This is a genomic window from Aeromonas bestiarum (assembly GCF_000819745.1).
GTDB lineage: Bacteria > Pseudomonadota > Gammaproteobacteria > Enterobacterales > Aeromonadaceae > Aeromonas > Aeromonas bestiarum.
The window spans coordinates 52,798-68,216 of sequence record NZ_CDDA01000022.1 but is presented as its reverse complement, the minus strand read 5'-3'; the positions used below and the strand labels follow the sequence as shown (position 1 = coordinate 68,216).

General features: G+C 59.0%; 12 protein-coding genes. 5 read left to right on the top strand and 7 right to left on the bottom strand.

Translation table 11 applies throughout. From position 1 onward, the window contains the following. Positions 1–261: 261 nt before the first annotated feature. The 7 genes from BN1118_RS11900 to BN1118_RS11870 form a co-directional block, all read right to left on the bottom strand. On the bottom strand, positions 262–1,497 hold the full coding sequence (locus tag BN1118_RS11900; RefSeq protein ID WP_043556252.1) for a tetratricopeptide repeat protein: 1,236 nt from the start codon (positions 1,495–1,497) through the stop codon (positions 262–264). A gap of 11 nt (positions 1,498–1,508) precedes the next feature. After that, the gene (locus BN1118_RS11895) at positions 1,509–2,144 is read right to left on the bottom strand and encodes an energy transducer TonB (RefSeq protein ID WP_043138091.1); all 636 of its coding nucleotides are present in this window, start codon (positions 2,142–2,144) and stop codon (positions 1,509–1,511) included. Between the two features lie 16 nt (positions 2,145–2,160). Continuing rightward, the gene (locus tag BN1118_RS11890; RefSeq protein ID WP_010633018.1) at positions 2,161–2,568 is read right to left on the bottom strand and encodes an ExbD/TolR family protein; all 408 of its coding nucleotides are present in this window, start codon (positions 2,566–2,568) and stop codon (positions 2,161–2,163) included. A gap of 67 nt (positions 2,569–2,635) precedes the next feature. Further along, complete coding sequence (locus tag BN1118_RS11885; RefSeq protein WP_043138094.1) at positions 2,636–3,163, bottom strand: MotA/TolQ/ExbB proton channel family protein; 528 nt, start codon at positions 3,161–3,163, stop codon at positions 2,636–2,638. Between the two features lie 10 nt (positions 3,164–3,173). Beyond that, positions 3,174–4,547 (bottom strand): MotA/TolQ/ExbB proton channel family protein, encoded by a 1,374-nt coding sequence (locus tag BN1118_RS11880; protein ID WP_043556250.1) that lies wholly within the window; start codon positions 4,545–4,547, stop codon positions 3,174–3,176. Then, on the bottom strand, positions 4,544–5,308 hold the full coding sequence (locus BN1118_RS11875) for a DUF3450 domain-containing protein (protein ID WP_043138100.1): 765 nt from the start codon (positions 5,306–5,308) through the stop codon (positions 4,544–4,546). The genes BN1118_RS11880 and BN1118_RS11875 overlap by 4 nt, the downstream gene beginning before the upstream one ends. Positions 5,309–5,417: 109 nt before the next feature. Beyond that, entirely contained in the window at positions 5,418–8,024 is a 2,607-nt protein-coding gene (locus BN1118_RS11870; RefSeq protein WP_043556248.1) for a TonB-dependent receptor plug domain-containing protein, read from the bottom strand. A 733-nt stretch (positions 8,025–8,757) separates the two neighbouring features. Between BN1118_RS11870 and BN1118_RS11865 the strand changes: the two genes are divergently transcribed. The 5 genes from BN1118_RS11865 (at position 8,758) to BN1118_RS11845 (ending at position 15,018) form a co-directional block, all read left to right on the top strand. Continuing rightward, positions 8,758–9,783 carry an ABC transporter permease subunit gene (locus BN1118_RS11865; protein WP_043138106.1) on the top strand — a complete coding sequence of 342 codons (1,026 nt, stop codon included), beginning with the start codon at positions 8,758–8,760 and terminating at the stop codon, positions 9,781–9,783. Between the two features lie 210 nt (positions 9,784–9,993). After that, a complete protein-coding gene (locus tag BN1118_RS11860; RefSeq protein WP_084214088.1) occupies positions 9,994–11,037 on the top strand; it encodes an ABC transporter permease in 1,044 nt (347 codons plus the stop codon). 81 nt (positions 11,038–11,118) lie between these two features. Next, the gene (locus BN1118_RS11855) at positions 11,119–12,936 is read left to right on the top strand and encodes an extracellular solute-binding protein (RefSeq protein WP_043556245.1); all 1,818 of its coding nucleotides are present in this window, start codon (positions 11,119–11,121) and stop codon (positions 12,934–12,936) included. 25 nt (positions 12,937–12,961) lie between these two features. After that, positions 12,962–14,020 carry an ABC transporter ATP-binding protein gene (locus BN1118_RS11850; RefSeq protein ID WP_043556243.1) on the top strand — a complete coding sequence of 353 codons (1,059 nt, stop codon included), beginning with the start codon at positions 12,962–12,964 and terminating at the stop codon, positions 14,018–14,020. Further along, complete coding sequence (locus BN1118_RS11845) at positions 14,017–15,018, top strand: ABC transporter ATP-binding protein (protein ID WP_043556242.1); 1,002 nt, start codon at positions 14,017–14,019, stop codon at positions 15,016–15,018. Before BN1118_RS11850 ends, BN1118_RS11845 begins: the two co-directional genes overlap by 4 nt. Positions 15,019–15,419 lie beyond the last annotated feature (401 nt).

The following is a 15,419-nucleotide window of genomic DNA, read 5'->3' as shown; positions in this document are numbered from 1 at the left end:
CGGCATGACAATCCGGAGCTCAGGCTCCGGATTTTTTTATGGCGGATTATATAAAGAGGGGAATAAAAAAGACCGCTCCGAAGAGCGGCCAATTGCCACCAAGGCAACCTGCGGGGCGAACCCCTTGTTATCTGCGACGGGCGGGGAGGGCGCCTTGCCGGGTGCCATGACGTGATGGCCGAGGCCGGGTGGCCGGGCCGTCACGCGGTTCGCACCTCTAGGGGGACTGCGCCACCCTGCTGCGCTAGGCCGGGGCCTTGTTTATTGAGTGACGGCGCCGCCCCCTTGCTCCTTGAGGAAGTTGATCCAGGGGGAGGCGCGGCCACTGACGTTGCCATTCTGGGCGGCCTGGGTGAAGGCGCTGAGCGCCTCCTTCGGCTTCTGTTGCTCAAAATAGGCAACCCCGGTCAGGAACTTGAGATCGGCGCGCTGTTCACCATTGGCATTGGCCGCAGGCTTGGCGGCCAGGGCCACCAGATCCTGATAGCGTTTGCTCTGGATCATCATGCGCGCCATCTTCAGTTGCAGTTCCGCGTCCGGAGCCAGCTTGTAGGATCTCGCCAGGGTATCGATGGCGGGATCCAGCTCCTTGGCCTGATGCCAGTAGTTGGCCAGCGCCTTGTAGTTGGCCGCGTTGCTCTCTATGGAGCCCTCCTTCATCGCCTTCTCCATCACGCGTGCCGCGCGGTGGGGAATGCCGGCGAAAGCCAGGTAGTTGGCGAGGCGCTGCAATTCGGCCGCCTCGGTCAGCATGCCGAGGTTGTAGGCGGCTTCCAGCGCCGCCAGCGCCTTGCCATCGTTGCCCGCCTGCATGTGCATGGCCGACAGCTGGGTCCAGTACTTCTTCTTCTCCGGATAGCGGTCGACCAGAGCGGTCAGCACCTCGGTGGCCGGTTTGTACTGTTTCAGCTCGTAGTGGGCCGCCATCTTGAGCAGATACCAGGATTCAGGTGCCTTGCCGGCGGAGAGCTTGATCGCATTGTCCACCGCCGGAATGGCTTCCCGATATTGCTTGAGCTGCACATGGGCGTTGGCCAGGGTGATGTAGGCGTGCGGGGTCGGCTTCTCGTCCTTGCCCAGGCTCGCGAACCACTGGTTCATGGTGCTGATGGAGGCCTTGAAGTTGCCCTCCGCCATGTAGAGCTGGGCCAGGTTGTAGCGCACCTGCTGGGCCACGGGTTGTGGCAGGCCGCCGGTGGCGATGGCATCGGCGAAGTACTTGGTCGCCTGACCGTACTTCTCCTGCTGCGCCGCCACGAAGCCCAGGGTCTGCAGTATCACCCCCTTGTCGTAGACCCGCTCGCCGGCGCCGGACAGCGCCTCCTGCAGCTTGGCATTGGCCTCGCCGTATTTCTTCTCGGTGATCAGTGCCTGTGCCTTGTTGACCGCGCGGTAGGCGCGGTCAGAGAGGGCAGGTTGCTCGGCGGCCCAGCTGGCGGTGCAAAGCAGCACCGCCATGGCGACCGGGGCGAGGATCAGGGTATGTAACTTTTTCATCGCCACCTTCCTTAGTTGACCGCAAACTCGATTTCTTGCTGCATGCGGGTGGCCTGCGCCTTGCCATCGACCATGGCCGGTTTGAACGTCCATTTGGCGATGGTCTTGCGCGCCTCCTTGCCGAGGTCATAGCTACGGGGTTCTTCTTTCACGATCCGCACGTTGCTGACGGTGCCGCGTTCGGTGACGGTGAACTCCACCAGCACCTTGCCGGAGGCGAGTCCTGCCAGCGCCGCCTTGCGGGGCATCATGGGCTCGAAGGTCGCCATCGGGATGGCGCCGTTGTTGCCACCCATGCCGCCACCACCGCCCCCGGTACTGTAGGCACCGAGGGCGTTGCCGCCGCCTATGTTGACCGGGATGTCGAGTTTGGGCATGTCCATCGGCGAGCTCTCCATCTGCGGCCGGTCCGTGCTGGCCACTTCCATCTCGGGAGGGGGAGGCGGCCGGTTCGGAGGTGGCGGTTTGGGCAGCTCGCGTTGTCTCTCTTGCAGTGTCTCCTGAGGGCGAACCCGAATGAAGTCGGTCATGCTGACGTCTTCGGATTCCACCAACTCCCGGTGATCCGGTGTGATGAGCTTGTTCATTCCCAGAAACAGGAAGAACACCACCACACAGGAGACAGCCAACGATATCAGGTATCTCATGGTGCTCGCTCCGGCATCAGCTGCTCTTGCTCGCCGCGATGGAGATGTTCTGGACACCGGCCATGCGGATCTGATCCATGACCTGGACCACCAGACCTGAACGGGATTCGGTATCGGCCTGGATCACCACGGCGCTCTCCGGGTTCTCGGCTCGCAGCCGCTCTATGTTGGCGCGCACTGCGCCCACTTCGACGATGCGCTTGTCGACCCAGACCTGGCCGTTTTCACGGACCGCAACCATGATGTTCCCCTTCTTCACCGTCTCGGCCGTGCTGGCGCTCGGGCGGTTGATCTCCACACCGGACTCCTTGACGAACGAGGTGGTGACGATGAAGAAGATCAGCATGATGAACACTATGTCCAGCATGGGGGTCAAATCGATGGCCGCCTCATCAGCACTGCTGTCGCTGTGACGTTTTCTCATGGCAAAAACTCCTTGCTTGTTCTGTGCCCCCGCCAGGCTCGCGCCCGGCGGGGGAGTGCATCCTGCATCAACCGTGTTTCAGGTTGTCTTCCAGCTTCTCGACCGCCAGCTTGGCCTTGTGATCGAGCTGGTTGACAAAAAACAGGCCGGAAAGGGCGGCAATCATGCCCGCCATGGTCGGTACCGTCGCTTTTGAGATGCCCGATGCCATCGCCCTGGGGGAGCCGGTGCCCGTGATGGCCAGAGTGTCAAACACCTGCACCATGCCGACCACGGTTCCCAGCAGCCCCATCAGCGGGCAGAGGGCGATCAGTACCTTGATGACCGGCATTCCCTTGTCCACCGCCATGGCGACCCGGGAGACCAGCTCGCGCCGGATCTGCCTGGCGGACCAGGAGAGGTGGTCGCTGCGGGCCAGCCAGGCGGCCTTGGTCTGCTTCACCTGCTTGGGATAGACGGTCATGAAGTAGAACCAGCGTTCCAGCAGCAGGGCCCACATCAGCAGGGTCAGGAAGAACAGGGCGACCAGTACGTCGCCCCCCAATCCCAGAAACCGGCGGACCGACTCGACTTCTTCAATCAACCAGAACCACATGGGTGACTCCTTAGGCTGCGGCCTTGGCGGCGTGCAGATTTTCCTGATAGCGGGCGACGAAACCGGCGCTCTGCTCTTCCAGGATCTGGATGAGACGGCGGCTCTGGGTCTGCACTATGGTGTAGAGGAACAGCATGGGCACCGCCACGACCAGACCTTGCATGGTGGTGACCAGGGCCTCGGAGATACCGCCCGCCATCAGCTTGGGATCGCCGGTACCAAACAATGTGATGGCCTGGAAGGTGGCTATCATCCCGACTACGGTACCGAGCAGACCCAGCAGCGGCGCGACCGAGGCGATCAGCTTGATGATGCTGATGCCCTTCTCGAACTTGGGCACGTTGCGCAGTATGATCTCGTCGAGCTTGGATTCCAGATCCTCAATGTTGTCGCCACGATGGTTCTGGTAAGCCCCCAGCATGTCGCCTATGGGGTTGCCCTTGATGATCTGATTGGATTTCAGCTGCTTGCGCATGGATCCGCCGATGAGGGAGAGGCGGGCGCCGCAGAACAGGGCCAGCAGGGTACCGAGCACGCCGAGCACCATGATGACGTAACCCACTTCCCCACCCTGATCGACCCGCTCCTTGAAGGTGGGGGATTGAACCAGCAGGGAGAGGATCACGCCGCGGGACGGGTCGACGAAGATGGGCTTGACGCCACCGCCACCCTGCTCAAACTCGGCGATGGGCTCCAGCACACCCTTGTCGGGCTGACGGGGCAACTGCTCGAACTTGCCGGTTTCCGGGACGAAGGTCAGGTACTTGCCCTCGGAGACGGTATTGAACTCACCTATCTGGGTCACCGTCTTCTCGGCCTGGTTGCCCTCGCCGTACACCACAGTCGCCGGTATCTGGCTCACCTTGCCACCATCGACCATGCGGCTGAGGGTGGTGGTCCAGAAGGCGCTCAGATCATCGCTGGAGGGCAGCTCCTTGCTTTCTGCCAGTCGGGTCAGCAGCGCCGCCTGTTCCGGGTGTTCGACCCGGCGGGCTGAGGCGTTGAAGATCCCCTTGAACTCGCCGGCAAACTGGCGTAGCACGCCAAACATCTCGCCCATGTTGCCGGAACGCTGGCGCAGGGTGTCGGTCAGCTCTGTCAGCTGTTTGTCATTGGCATCGAAGGTGGCCTTGAGCTTCTCCCCCTTGGCGGTTTCGGCGGCAAGCTCCGCCTTGGCCTTGGCCAGCAGGGCGCCTTGCTCGTTTTTGTCTGCCAGGAAGCGGGCTTCCCGCTCCTTGTTGAGCTGGGATTCGCTGGTACTGGCGGCCTTGACCTGATTGAGCAGGGCGTTCAAGTCCACCGGTTTCTCGGCGGCAGTCACCGGCAGGGTGATCAGGGTGGCTCCCGCGATCAGGGAGGCAATGGCAAGTTTGATTCCTTTCATGATGCTTTCTCCGCAGTTTGAACCGGCAGCTTGATGAGCGCGGGGGGCGCCTGCTTCTTGGCGATACGCAAGCCCTGTTCTACTGCACTGCGATACTCCTGGGGCAACTCTTCCCATTGACGGGTCTTCTTGTTCCACATGCCGGTCTCGTTGCCATCCGGGGATTGGTAGAGCAAGGCGATGCGGCCGACGCGCAGGAACTCATAGGTCTTCTCGGTGCCGGCCTTGTCCAGGCTGGCCTTGTAGGACTCTATGGTTCGGCTGAAGCCCTCCTCGATCTGGTAGGCCTCCAGGATCTTGCGGTATTTCTCGGAGATGGTGACATCGGCCCTGTTCATCAGATCGGTCAGGGCCGCCACGCGGTCCTCCCGCTCGACCTTCTGGAACGGCAGATCCAGAGAGACGAACTGATCGAGGGAGTCGATCATCTTGAGCATCAGGGGCACCACTTCGGTGCTGGTCTGGTCGATCTGGGCGATCTGGCGCTGCATCGAGGCCAGCTCTGTGGTCTGGGAGTCGACCATCTTGCCCACTTGCTCGTTGTAGGTGCGCAGACTGTCGACCTGACGCAAGGCGGCCTTGTACTGCGCCAGGGCAGACTCGGCAGACTCGGCGTAGTTGTCGATCTTCTGCTGGGAAACTTTGGATGCATTGTCGGTGGCGGCTTGAGCGTCCACTGCCTGACCGGCAGAGGCGGCACTCAGATTGAAGCTGGTCAGCAAGGCGGCCGAAACCAGGCTGCCGAGGAGCGCTTTCTTCATTGTAATTGTCCTTGTCTTCATAGGATTACCCTATCTCCGTAACTTCCTTGGAACCTTGGGCAAAGCCGGCCCGACCGGGCCGGCTTGGGTTGTATATCAACGAGGTTGATTAGAACTTCTGGGTGTAGTCGAGGTAGTAGATGCGCCCGTCGATGCCGTAGAGCTCATCGTCATAGGTGAAGCCATCACTTTCCAGAGACGGAGCCGTGTTGAACATGTTCTTCACCCCGACCTGGATCTTGCCATCCCAAGGCGCATCGACACCGACGTTCAGGTTCCAGGTGGTCTGGGACGAGATATGGCCCACTTCCTCACCGGTATCTGCGATGTAGTCCTGGCTCTGGGAGTCGATGTAGCTGGCGCTCAGGTAGGTGTCCATGTTCCACCACTGGGGCACGTTGACACCAACCCCGGTGTTGAAGCGCAGCTGTGGCTTGCCGTTCTGGCCAATCTTGTCGACGACGGGGCCACCGGCATACAGACCTTCCTTGTACTCCAGGATGTAAGTGCTGCCGAAGTCATAACGCACTGTCGCCATGTTCAGGTCGTACTTGTAATCCGCCTTGAAGTCCAGGCCGCTGGTGTTCAGCTCGCCCAGGTTGACCATGGGGGCTGTGCCCTGTTTGATCTTGCCCTGGCTGTTACGCACTATGTTGCTGGAACTGCCGTTGTTCAGCTCGTCATAGATGATGGACTGCAGGGAGTTCAGCTGGATGAGGTCGGTGATCTTGATGGTGTAGTAGTCAAGCGACAGGTTCAGCTCATCCAGCGGACTGTAGGCCACACCGAAGTTCCAGGTATCGGCCGTCTCTTCCTTCAGGTTCTCATTGGCGGTGCGGATGGTGGTGTATTGCTGGTTCGGGCAGGCGGCAGCCGAGATGCCGTTTGCTTCGCAATAGACATAGTCCTTGGCCCAGTCGGCAGATTCAGAATCTGCAGAGTAGAGATCGCTCAGGCTGGGGGCCCGGAACGAACGGGACCAGGAGGTGCGCAGCATCAGGTTGTCCAGCGGCTGGTAGCGCAGACTGGTCTTGGGTGAGAAGGCACTGCCAAAGTCGCTGTACTTGTCGAAGCGACCGGCCACGTTGAGCTCAATCTGATCCGTGATGGGAACCAGGGACTCGATATAGGCAGCCGTTACATCACGAACACCACCGGAGGAGTTGCCCGCTGAACCTATGATGTTGCCAGCTTCCGATTGGGCATCGTACTTGTCGGCATAGACCCAGTCGTTGTATTCGGCGCCGGCGTACCAGCTGACCGGACCGGCCGGCAGTTCACCCATGTCCCACTGGACACCGGCATACCACTGGTAGAAGTCCATGGTGGAGCGGCGGCTGGTATCGGCAGTCATGGAGGCAGTGGTGGAGGCATCAAATTCACCACCGACAAACTTGCCATCCTCGATCGCTTTCTGAGCGGCAGACTTCAGCACATAGCCGGTCCCGTTCTCCTTGTTGTCTGTCTTGGAGTACATGTAACCAGCGTTCCACTGCATGTCGCCGACGCTTTCGGTCGCAATGGTGCCCTCGAAGCCCAGGTTCATGCTGCCAGTGGTGTCTGTGACCAGATTGTCACGGGTACCGACGTTGTTGAAACGGTAGTAGGCATAAGCAGCTTCTCCCAGCCCTTGAGTGGCTGCGGCATCCAGGCCGTTGTCGGTGAAAAACTGCGCATTTTTCGGGTTGGCCGGGTCTATGGTGAAGGCACCTGCGGCGGGGGCGAAGCGACCGAAGCTCTCGACCCTGGAGCCGATGATCTGCGGCACGAAGTCCACGGTGTCGTTGATGTGGTAGCGACCGTTCACGTAGAGGGTGTCACGGCTGCGTGAGGCCGTCTTGGCGGCAACCTGGCCGTAGTTGAAGTTACAACCGCCTTCGAAATTGGTGAAGGGTTCCTTACAGGTGCCGTCTGCATTGGTGGAACCTGCCAGTGGACCGTATTTCCAAATGGCATCGCCATTGCCGTCCAGGCCTGTGATACCTTCCACGTTACGGCCGTAAACGCTAGGGGAATCATTGCCTTGCTTGGCGAGATAGTCACGGTCACGGCTGTAGATGACGTCTTTCTTGTCATGCTCATAGACAGTCATCAGGGAGCCTTTTTCACCGGTAATGCCGGCAACGATGGAGCCGCTCTTTTCATCGCCCCCGTCTTCAGTCGGACTGCCAATCCTGCCCTGGAAGGTCAGGCCTTCATAACCCTCTTTCAGCACCACGTTGATCACGCCGCCGATGGCATCGGAGCCGTAGATGGCTGAGCCACCATCCAGATTGACTTCCACCCGTTCAACGGCGGCCATGGGAATGGTGTTCAGGTTGATGGAGGTACCGCCCATGGTGGGAGAACCGGCAACCCGTTTGCCGTTCAACAGTACCAGGGTGCGCTCGGAGCCGAGACCGCGCAGACCAATGGTGGCTTGAGACTGGAAAGAACTGCCGGAGGAGGGAGATACACCACCGAAGGAGTTGTAGGAGGCCTGTTTCAGGTAATCGGCAACGGTCTGCTGACCGGATTGCTCGATCTTGGCCTTGGTGACGGAGACGACAGGGGTGGCGCCTTCCACATCGACACGGGAGATGCGGGAGCCGGTAACCTTGATTTTCTGCAGTTTTTCGACGTTTTGGCTTTCTTCGGCCATGGCGGGGGTAACTACCACTGCCGCGCTCGCCAAGGCAAACGCAACGGCAGCAGAGAGTCTGCTTTTCCTAAGCATCGCTATATCCTTCCTGGTTGTTTTTTTGTTTGCTTCCATACCGCCCTCGTTGGAGCGATGCGTAAGGCTTATCAAGCTTTCGATGTGGACGTCAATTGAGGCGGTGCGGATGGGGTAGGGGTGGGCAATAAGATGACTATGTTTTATTAGTTCGCTATTGCCAGCTTTTTATTCTGACTTGGCATTCATTTACGATGTGAAATCGGTGTTAAATCGATGTGTTTCCATTTTATTGATTAATTTTGAACTTATCGATAAGGGATCTGTCCCCTTGATATTTATCTTGTAAAAGGCTGCTTATATAGAATTATTAGCTGTTTTTGTGGTGTGTTGTGTTTCTGTTCAGACTTGGTATTTTGCGGAATTCAAACTTGTGTATATAGATAGGGTAAATTAACAAGTTTTTATTTAATGCCATGTTTAATAAGGTATTTTTGTTTTTGTGGTTGTTTTTTATTATTTTAATTTAAAATTTAAACGATGGTTGAATTGCTCTGTGAGTAGTTTTTTATCTTGAAGTTGGGGTTTTCATAAAAAACTCACAGTAAATTCTGCTATTTGCCAAAGGCAGATGCTGTCCTCTTCGTTCTACTTGATTTTTGTTGCAGAGCTTTTACAGTGACCCAGCGGATTGTCTGCCAATAACAGCCTATCCAGTGAGTAATGCCAGGAAGGAGAGGCCCGTCACCGGATGTGACTGGCCATAAAAGAACAACAAGGACGAGGTTTCACCATGCTGTCGTATTTCTTACGTCGGATGCTTTTGATCATCCCGACGTTTCTCGGTATCACCCTGCTCGTCTTCACCATCACCCGTTTCGTGCCGGGCGGCCCGGTCGAACGCATGTTGCTGCAGGCGCAGGTGTCACAAAACGAGACCGGACGCTCCAGTGGCAGCAAGGGCGCCCAGGCGCTCTCCGATGAGCAGATCGAGGAGCTCAAGGCCTTTTACGGGCTCGACAAGCCCATGCTGATCGCCTATTGGGAGTGGCTGCAGAAGCTGGCCGTGCTGGATCTCGGCGAATCGACCCGCTATTACGAGCCGGTGTGGGGCCTCATCAAGGAGAGGTTGCCGGTGACCGCCTTCTTCGGGCTGGCCACCTTTCTGCTGAGCTACGCGGTATCCATACCACTCGGGGTAGCCAAGGCCCTCAGGCACAACAGCCGCTTCGATTCGCTCAGCTCCATGCTCATCTACATGGCCTATGCGCTACCCGCCTACGTGGTGGGGATCTTCCTCATCACAGTCTTCGCCTTCCATCTGGAGTGGCTGCCCATGGGCGGTTTTCCGGGGGACGATTTCGATTCCATGGAGAGCAGTTGGGACCAGATCCGTACCGTCTTCGCCCATGCCCTGCTGCCGCTTATCGCCTATGCCATCGGGGATTTTGCCATCCTCACCATGACCATGAAGAACAGCCTGATGGAGAACCTGTCGGCGGATTATGTGCGTACCGCCGTGGCCAAGGGGCTGCCGTTTCGCAAGGCGGTGACCGATCATGCCATGCGCAACAGCCTGATCCCCATCGCCAGTCACCTGGGGTCCGTGCTCACCGTCTTCTTCGGCGGCTCCTTCCTCATCGAGACCATCTTCAACATCGACGGTATAGGCCTGCTCGGCTACGAGGCGATCGTCGAGCGGGATTACCCCACCGTCATGGGCATACTGGCCATCACCTCCATGTTGATGCTGGTGGGCAATATCGTCTCCGATATCTGCGTTGCCCTGGTCGATCCCCGCGTGCGGTTTGGAGAGTGAGCATGAACCAGAGCTCTCTTGCCATGCCGATGCTGATATCACGCCATATCGTCTCCGATATCTGCGTTGCACCTTCTGTTGACCCCCGCGTACGGTTTGGAGAGTGAGCATGAACCCTATCTCTCTTGTCATGCCGATGCTGATATCACGCCATATCGTCTCCGATATCTGCGTTGCACCTTCTGTTGACCCCCGCGTGCGGTTTGGAGAGTGAACATGAACCCGGTCACCTTAAAAAAACTCAAGCGTTTCAAGTCGATAAAACGCGGCTACTACTCCTTTGTCATCTTTACCACCCTGGTGCTGCTCTCCCTGCTGGCGGAGCTGCTGGTCAACAGCCGGGCACTGATGGTGAGCTATCAGGGCCAGCTCCACTTCCCCACCTATGGTGACGTGATCCCGGGCCAGCACTTCGGGCTCGATTACGAGTACGAGACCAACTACCGCCAGCTGAAGGCCAAATTCGCAGAGGAAGGCAAGGGCGACTGGGTGCTGCTGCCCCCTGTGCCCTGGAACCCCTATGAGCAGGATTTCAAGCAGGATGCCTATCCGCCCTACGCCCCCAGCGCCGAGGAGCTCCACTTCCTCGGCACCGACACCAGCGGCCGCGACGTGCTGGCGCGGCTGGTGTATGGCTTTCGCATCGCCATCGGCTTTGCCTTTATAGCCCTGGCGGCCAGCTATGCCATCGGGGTCAGCATTGGCTGCATGATGGGTTTTCTCGGCGGGCGGTTTGACCTGGTGTTGCAGCGCTTTATCGAGATCTGGTCCCAGGTGCCGTTTCTCTACGTCATCATGATCCTGGTGTCGCTGGCCAAGCCCAACTTCGGCCTGTTTGTCGGCATCAACGTGCTGTTCGGCTGGATGGGTATCACCTGGTATATGCGCACCCTCACCTACAAGGAGCGGGCGCGGGACTATGTGATGGCGGCGCGGGCGCAAGGGGCGAGCACCAAACGGATCATCTTCAACCACATACTGCCCAATACCCTGATGATGATAGTCACCTTGGCACCGTTCGCCGTGGTGGGCAATATCTCGACTCTGACGGCGCTGGACTATCTGGGCTTCGGGCTGGCACCACCGACTCCGAGCTGGGGCGAGCTGCTCTCCCAGGGCATCAACAATCTGGATGCCATCTGGATCGTCAGCTCGGTCGTCGCGGCGGTGAGTCTGGTGCTGATCATGGTCTCCTTTATCGGCGAGGCGATCCGCGAGGCGTTCGACCCGCGCAAATTTACCCGTTATCAGTGACACGCGGCGTGCTTCATCGCCGTGTGTATCCACCCTTAATTGAGAAGCCCCCAGTGCAGGGGCCAGACCTGGAAGTCAAACATGAAAAATAAAATCAAATGGATAGGTGCTCTCTTTGTGCTGGTGAACGGATCCTGGGTGTGGGCGGCCAGCCTGCCTACGGATCTCAAATGGGAGACCAACGACACCGACCCCGTGTTCGCCTCACCCAAGGCGCTGCCGGGCGGCAGCCTCAACATGTTTGTCGACAGCTTTCCGCTGACGTTCCGCACAGTGGGGCCCGACTCCAACGGTTCGTTCCGCTCCTTCATCATGGACAACCAGTTGCGGCTCATCAGCTTCCACCCCAATACCGGCAACCCCATCCCCTCGCTGGCGACCCACTGGGCCATAGCGCCAGACAATCAGACCGTCTACTTCAAGCTGGATCCGCGGGCCAAGTGGTCCGACGGCAAACCGGTCAATGCCGACGACTACACCTTCGGCTACGAGATGATGCGCTCCAAAGACATCAAGGGGCCCTGGTTCAACAACTACTACACCACAGAGGTGGTGGCGGTAGAGAAGATCGATGACCACACCATTCTGGTCAAGGCGGGCAACCGCAAGGCCAAGCTGGACCTGCTCAACACCACAGAGCTGTGGCCCCAGCCCAGGCACTACTACAAGCTCACCCCCAACTGGGTGAAGCAGTACAACTGGGCTGTGGTGCCCACCACTGGCCCCTATGTGATCAGCGACGTCAAGAAGGGCAAGTCGGTCACCTTCAGCAAGCAGCAGGATTGGTGGGCAAAGGACGATCGCTACAACCAGCACAGATTCAACCTCGACACCATCAAGGTGCAGGTGATCCGCGACCACAACATCGCCTTCCGTCACTTCCTGAAAGGGGAGCTGGATACCTTCGAGATGATACTGCCTAACTGGTGGCATGAAAAAGCGGTCACCCCGGAGTACAAGAAGGGGTATGTGCAGAAGGTGATGGCCATGACAGACACCAAGCAGGGCGGGCAGGGGGTTCACCTCAATGTGACCAACCCCAAGCTGGCGGACGTGAACGTACGGCTCGGCATCCAGCACGCCTTCAACATCGACAAGATGATCGAGACAGTGCTGCGCGGCGACTACGACAGAGCCACCACCTTCGACTCGGGCTTTGGCGAGTTCACCGACATCAAGCTGCCGGAGCGGGCCTATGACATAGGCAAGGCGCGCGAGTACTTTGCCAAGGGCGGCTACGCCAAGCCGGGGCCGGACGGCATCTTGCAAAATGACAAGGGCGAGCGGCTGACGCTGGCGCTCACCTACACCAGTCAGGAGCACTCCAAGCGACTGACGGTGCTGAAAGAAGAGGCCAAGAAGGCGGGTCTGGATCTGGAGCTGAACTTGGTGGATGGTGCCACCGGCTTCAAGGTGATGCTGGAGAAGAAACACGAAGCGGCCTGGCTCGGCTGGGGCGGCGGTGGTCTCTATCCGCAGTATTGGGAGTTTTTCCACTCCGCCAACGCCAACAAGCCGCAGACCAACAACCTGTTCAACGTGGCTGACAAGGAGCTGGACGCGCTGATCGACGCCTACAACGTCGAGTTCGACATGGCCAAGCGGGCCGGGATCTCCCGTCAGATCCAGCAGCGTATCTATGATCTCGCCATCTTCGTGCCTGGGGTGCAGCTCAACTATGTGCGGGCCAGCAGCTGGCGCCATGTGATGCTGCCCGAGGTGCCCGCCACCAAGAACACGCCGGATCTGCTCTACTGGCCCATGGATGGCTATCCCCACAGTAGCGGCGGTCTGCTCTGGCTCGATCCCAAGGTGAAGGAAGCGACCTTGAAAGCCAAGGAAGCGGACGAGGCGCTGGCGCCCATTACCCTGCTTGACAAGACCTATGCACGTCATTGATGCCATTGAGCAGGGAGCAGCAGTCATGCCCAACACACAGGCCCCCATTCTTGACGTACCGGATAACGGGGGGGAGTTCGCCGTTGATAACGGCCAGAACCAGGCCTCGATTCTTGAGGTAAGCGATCTCGAGGTGGAGTTTGCCGTCGACGACGGCAAGATCAAGGTGCTCGACGGGGTCAGCTTCAAGGTGGCCCCGGGTCAGACCTTAGGTATCGTCGGCGAGTCCGGCTGCGGCAAGAGCGTTACCTCGCTCGCCATCATGGGGCTGCTGCCCAAGCCCCACGGTCAGGTGGTGGCTGGCTCCATCCGCTTTCAGGGGGAGGAGCTGCTCACCCTGGCGCCGGATCAGATGTACAAGGTGCGCGGCAACCGTATCTCCATGATCTTTCAGGAGCCGATGACGGCGCTCAACCCGGTGCAGACGGTGGGCGATCAGCTGATGGAGGTGTTCGGCCTGCACAGACCCGATTACAACCGGGCCCAGCGCAAAGCCGCGGCCATCGCCATGCTGCAGAAGGTGGGGATCCCGGAGCCGGCCCAGCGCTTTGCCGTCTATCCTCACAACCTCTCCGGCGGCATGCGCCAGCGGGTGATGATCGCCATGGCGCTCTCCTGCGAGCCGGATTTGCTCATCTGCGACGAGCCGACCACGGCGCTGGATGTGACCATTCAGGCCCAGATCCTGGAGCTGATGAAGGAGCTGCAGGCCCAGACCGGCATGGCCATCATCTTCATCACCCACGATCTCGGTGTGGTGGCCGAGTTGTGCGACGAGGTGGTGGTGATGTATGCCGGTCGCGCGGTGGAGCAGGCGGATGTCTATGAGCTGTTTGACCACCCGCGCCATCCCTATACTCATGGCTTGATGAGCTCGATCCCGCGACTGGAAGATGTCCCCAAGAGCCTGCTCAAGACCATCAAGGGTCAGGTGCCCGCCCTGCACGAGATGCCGGCGGGTTGCCGCTTCTCCAATCGCTGCCCCCACGCCACCGACCTCTGCATAAGAGTCATTCCGGCGACCGAGCAGCTCGGTGCCCGGCATGGGGTGGCCTGCCATCACTGGAAGGAGTTGACGATATGACGGCGTTGTTGTCCGTGCGGGATTTGAAACAGCACTTCCAGCTTGGCGGTGGTTTTCTGCGCAAGAAGTATAGTGTCTATGCGGTGGATGGCATCAGTTTCGACCTCAAACAGGGGGAGACGCTGGGGCTGGTGGGGGAGTCAGGTTGTGGCAAGTCCACCCTGGGCCGTACCCTGCTCAAGCTGTTCGAGCCGACCGCAGGCCAGATAAGCTTCGAGGGGCGGGACATCACCCATCTCTCGCCCCGGGAGATGCGCTCTCTGCGCCAGGAGATGCAGATAGTGTTTCAGGATCCTGCAGAATCCCTCAACAGCCGCCACACGGTCGGCCAGATCCTGGAGGAGCCCTTCATTATCCACGGTAAAGGCAACGCTGAGCAGCGGCGAGCCTGGGTGCTGGAGCTGCTGGACAAGGTGGGCCTGCCGAAGAGTGCGGTGGATCGCTACCCCCACGAATTTTCCGGCGGTCAGCGTCAGCGCATCGGCATCGCCCGGGCCATCGCCCTCAAGCCCAAGCTGCTGATATGCGACGAAGCTGTGTCGGCCCTCGATGTCTCGGTGCAGTCCCAGATTATCAACCTGCTGCTCAGCCTGCAGCGGGAGATGAACCTGGCCATCATCTTCATCGCCCACGACCTGTCGGTGGTGAAACACATCTCGGATCGCATTGCTGTGATGTATCTGGGACGGATCGTCGAGCTGGCGGAGGCTCAATCGCTCTATCTGGCGCCACGCCACCCCTATACCCAGGCACTCATCTCGGCCATTCCTGTGCCGGATCCGCGCCGTCGCAACCAGCGCATACTGCTGACCGGCGATGTGCCGTCCCCCATCTCGCCGCCGAGCGGCTGCCACTTTCACCAGCGTTGCTCCTATGCCACGGATCTGTGCCGTCACACGGCGCCGAGCCTGCATATCTGTGACGGGGCGGCTCATCAGGTGGCCTGCCACTTCCCCTTGGCGGAGGCAGAGGCTGTGCCCCTGGGAAAGGCGATATGATGCCGGTGCCCGCATCGCAACAGAGTGGCACGGGAGACAAGCAATAAAAAAATGGGGCCTGTGGGCCCCATCTTCATGGTTGGAGTTCAGGTTTGGCCGTGGAACATCTGGCCAGGGCAGGACAGCGGCCCCGAGAGGGGATGGCTGTTGTAATGATTATGATGTGTGTAATTTTACTACGTTAGATCTCTTTCTCCGATGCATCAGGCACCGTAACGGAAGTAATACTCACGGGTTGACGGGGCGTAGGTGTCTTTCTCTACGGCGCCTTTCTTGCTGGTTGCACCCTTAAGGTGGAACAGTACTGCCAGGTTCTCAAACATATATTCACCTCATTGCTCTGTTATCTAGTTGTAGTGTGTGACCTGGGTCACAATTTGATCCTATGGCCTTATGTGAGC

Bases quoted from the DNA above. Each gene is read 5' to 3' on its own strand.
- BN1118_RS11900 (WP_043556252.1), bottom strand. From the start codon at position 1,497: ATGAAAAAGTTACATACCCTGATCCTCGCCCCGGTCGCCATGGCGGTG.
- BN1118_RS11895 (WP_043138091.1), bottom strand. From the start codon at position 2,144: ATGAGATACCTGATATCGTTGGCTGTCTCCTGTGTGGTGGTGTTCTTC.
- BN1118_RS11890 (WP_010633018.1), bottom strand. From the start codon at position 2,568: ATGAGAAAACGTCACAGCGACAGCAGTGCTGATGAGGCGGCCATCGAT.
- BN1118_RS11885 (WP_043138094.1), bottom strand. From the start codon at position 3,163: ATGTGGTTCTGGTTGATTGAAGAAGTCGAGTCGGTCCGCCGGTTTCTG.
- BN1118_RS11880 (WP_043556250.1), bottom strand. From the start codon at position 4,547: ATGAAAGGAATCAAACTTGCCATTGCCTCCCTGATCGCGGGAGCCACC.
- BN1118_RS11875 (WP_043138100.1), bottom strand. From the start codon at position 5,308: ATGAAGAAAGCGCTCCTCGGCAGCCTGGTTTCGGCCGCCTTGCTGACC.
- BN1118_RS11870 (WP_043556248.1), bottom strand. From the start codon at position 8,024: ATGCTTAGGAAAAGCAGACTCTCTGCTGCCGTTGCGTTTGCCTTGGCG.
- BN1118_RS11865 (WP_043138106.1), top strand. From the start codon at position 8,758: ATGCTGTCGTATTTCTTACGTCGGATGCTTTTGATCATCCCGACGTTT.
- BN1118_RS11855 (WP_043556245.1), top strand. From the start codon at position 11,119: ATGAAAAATAAAATCAAATGGATAGGTGCTCTCTTTGTGCTGGTGAAC.
- BN1118_RS11850 (WP_043556243.1), top strand. From the start codon at position 12,962: ATGCCCAACACACAGGCCCCCATTCTTGACGTACCGGATAACGGGGGG.
- BN1118_RS11845 (WP_043556242.1), top strand. From the start codon at position 14,017: ATGACGGCGTTGTTGTCCGTGCGGGATTTGAAACAGCACTTCCAGCTT.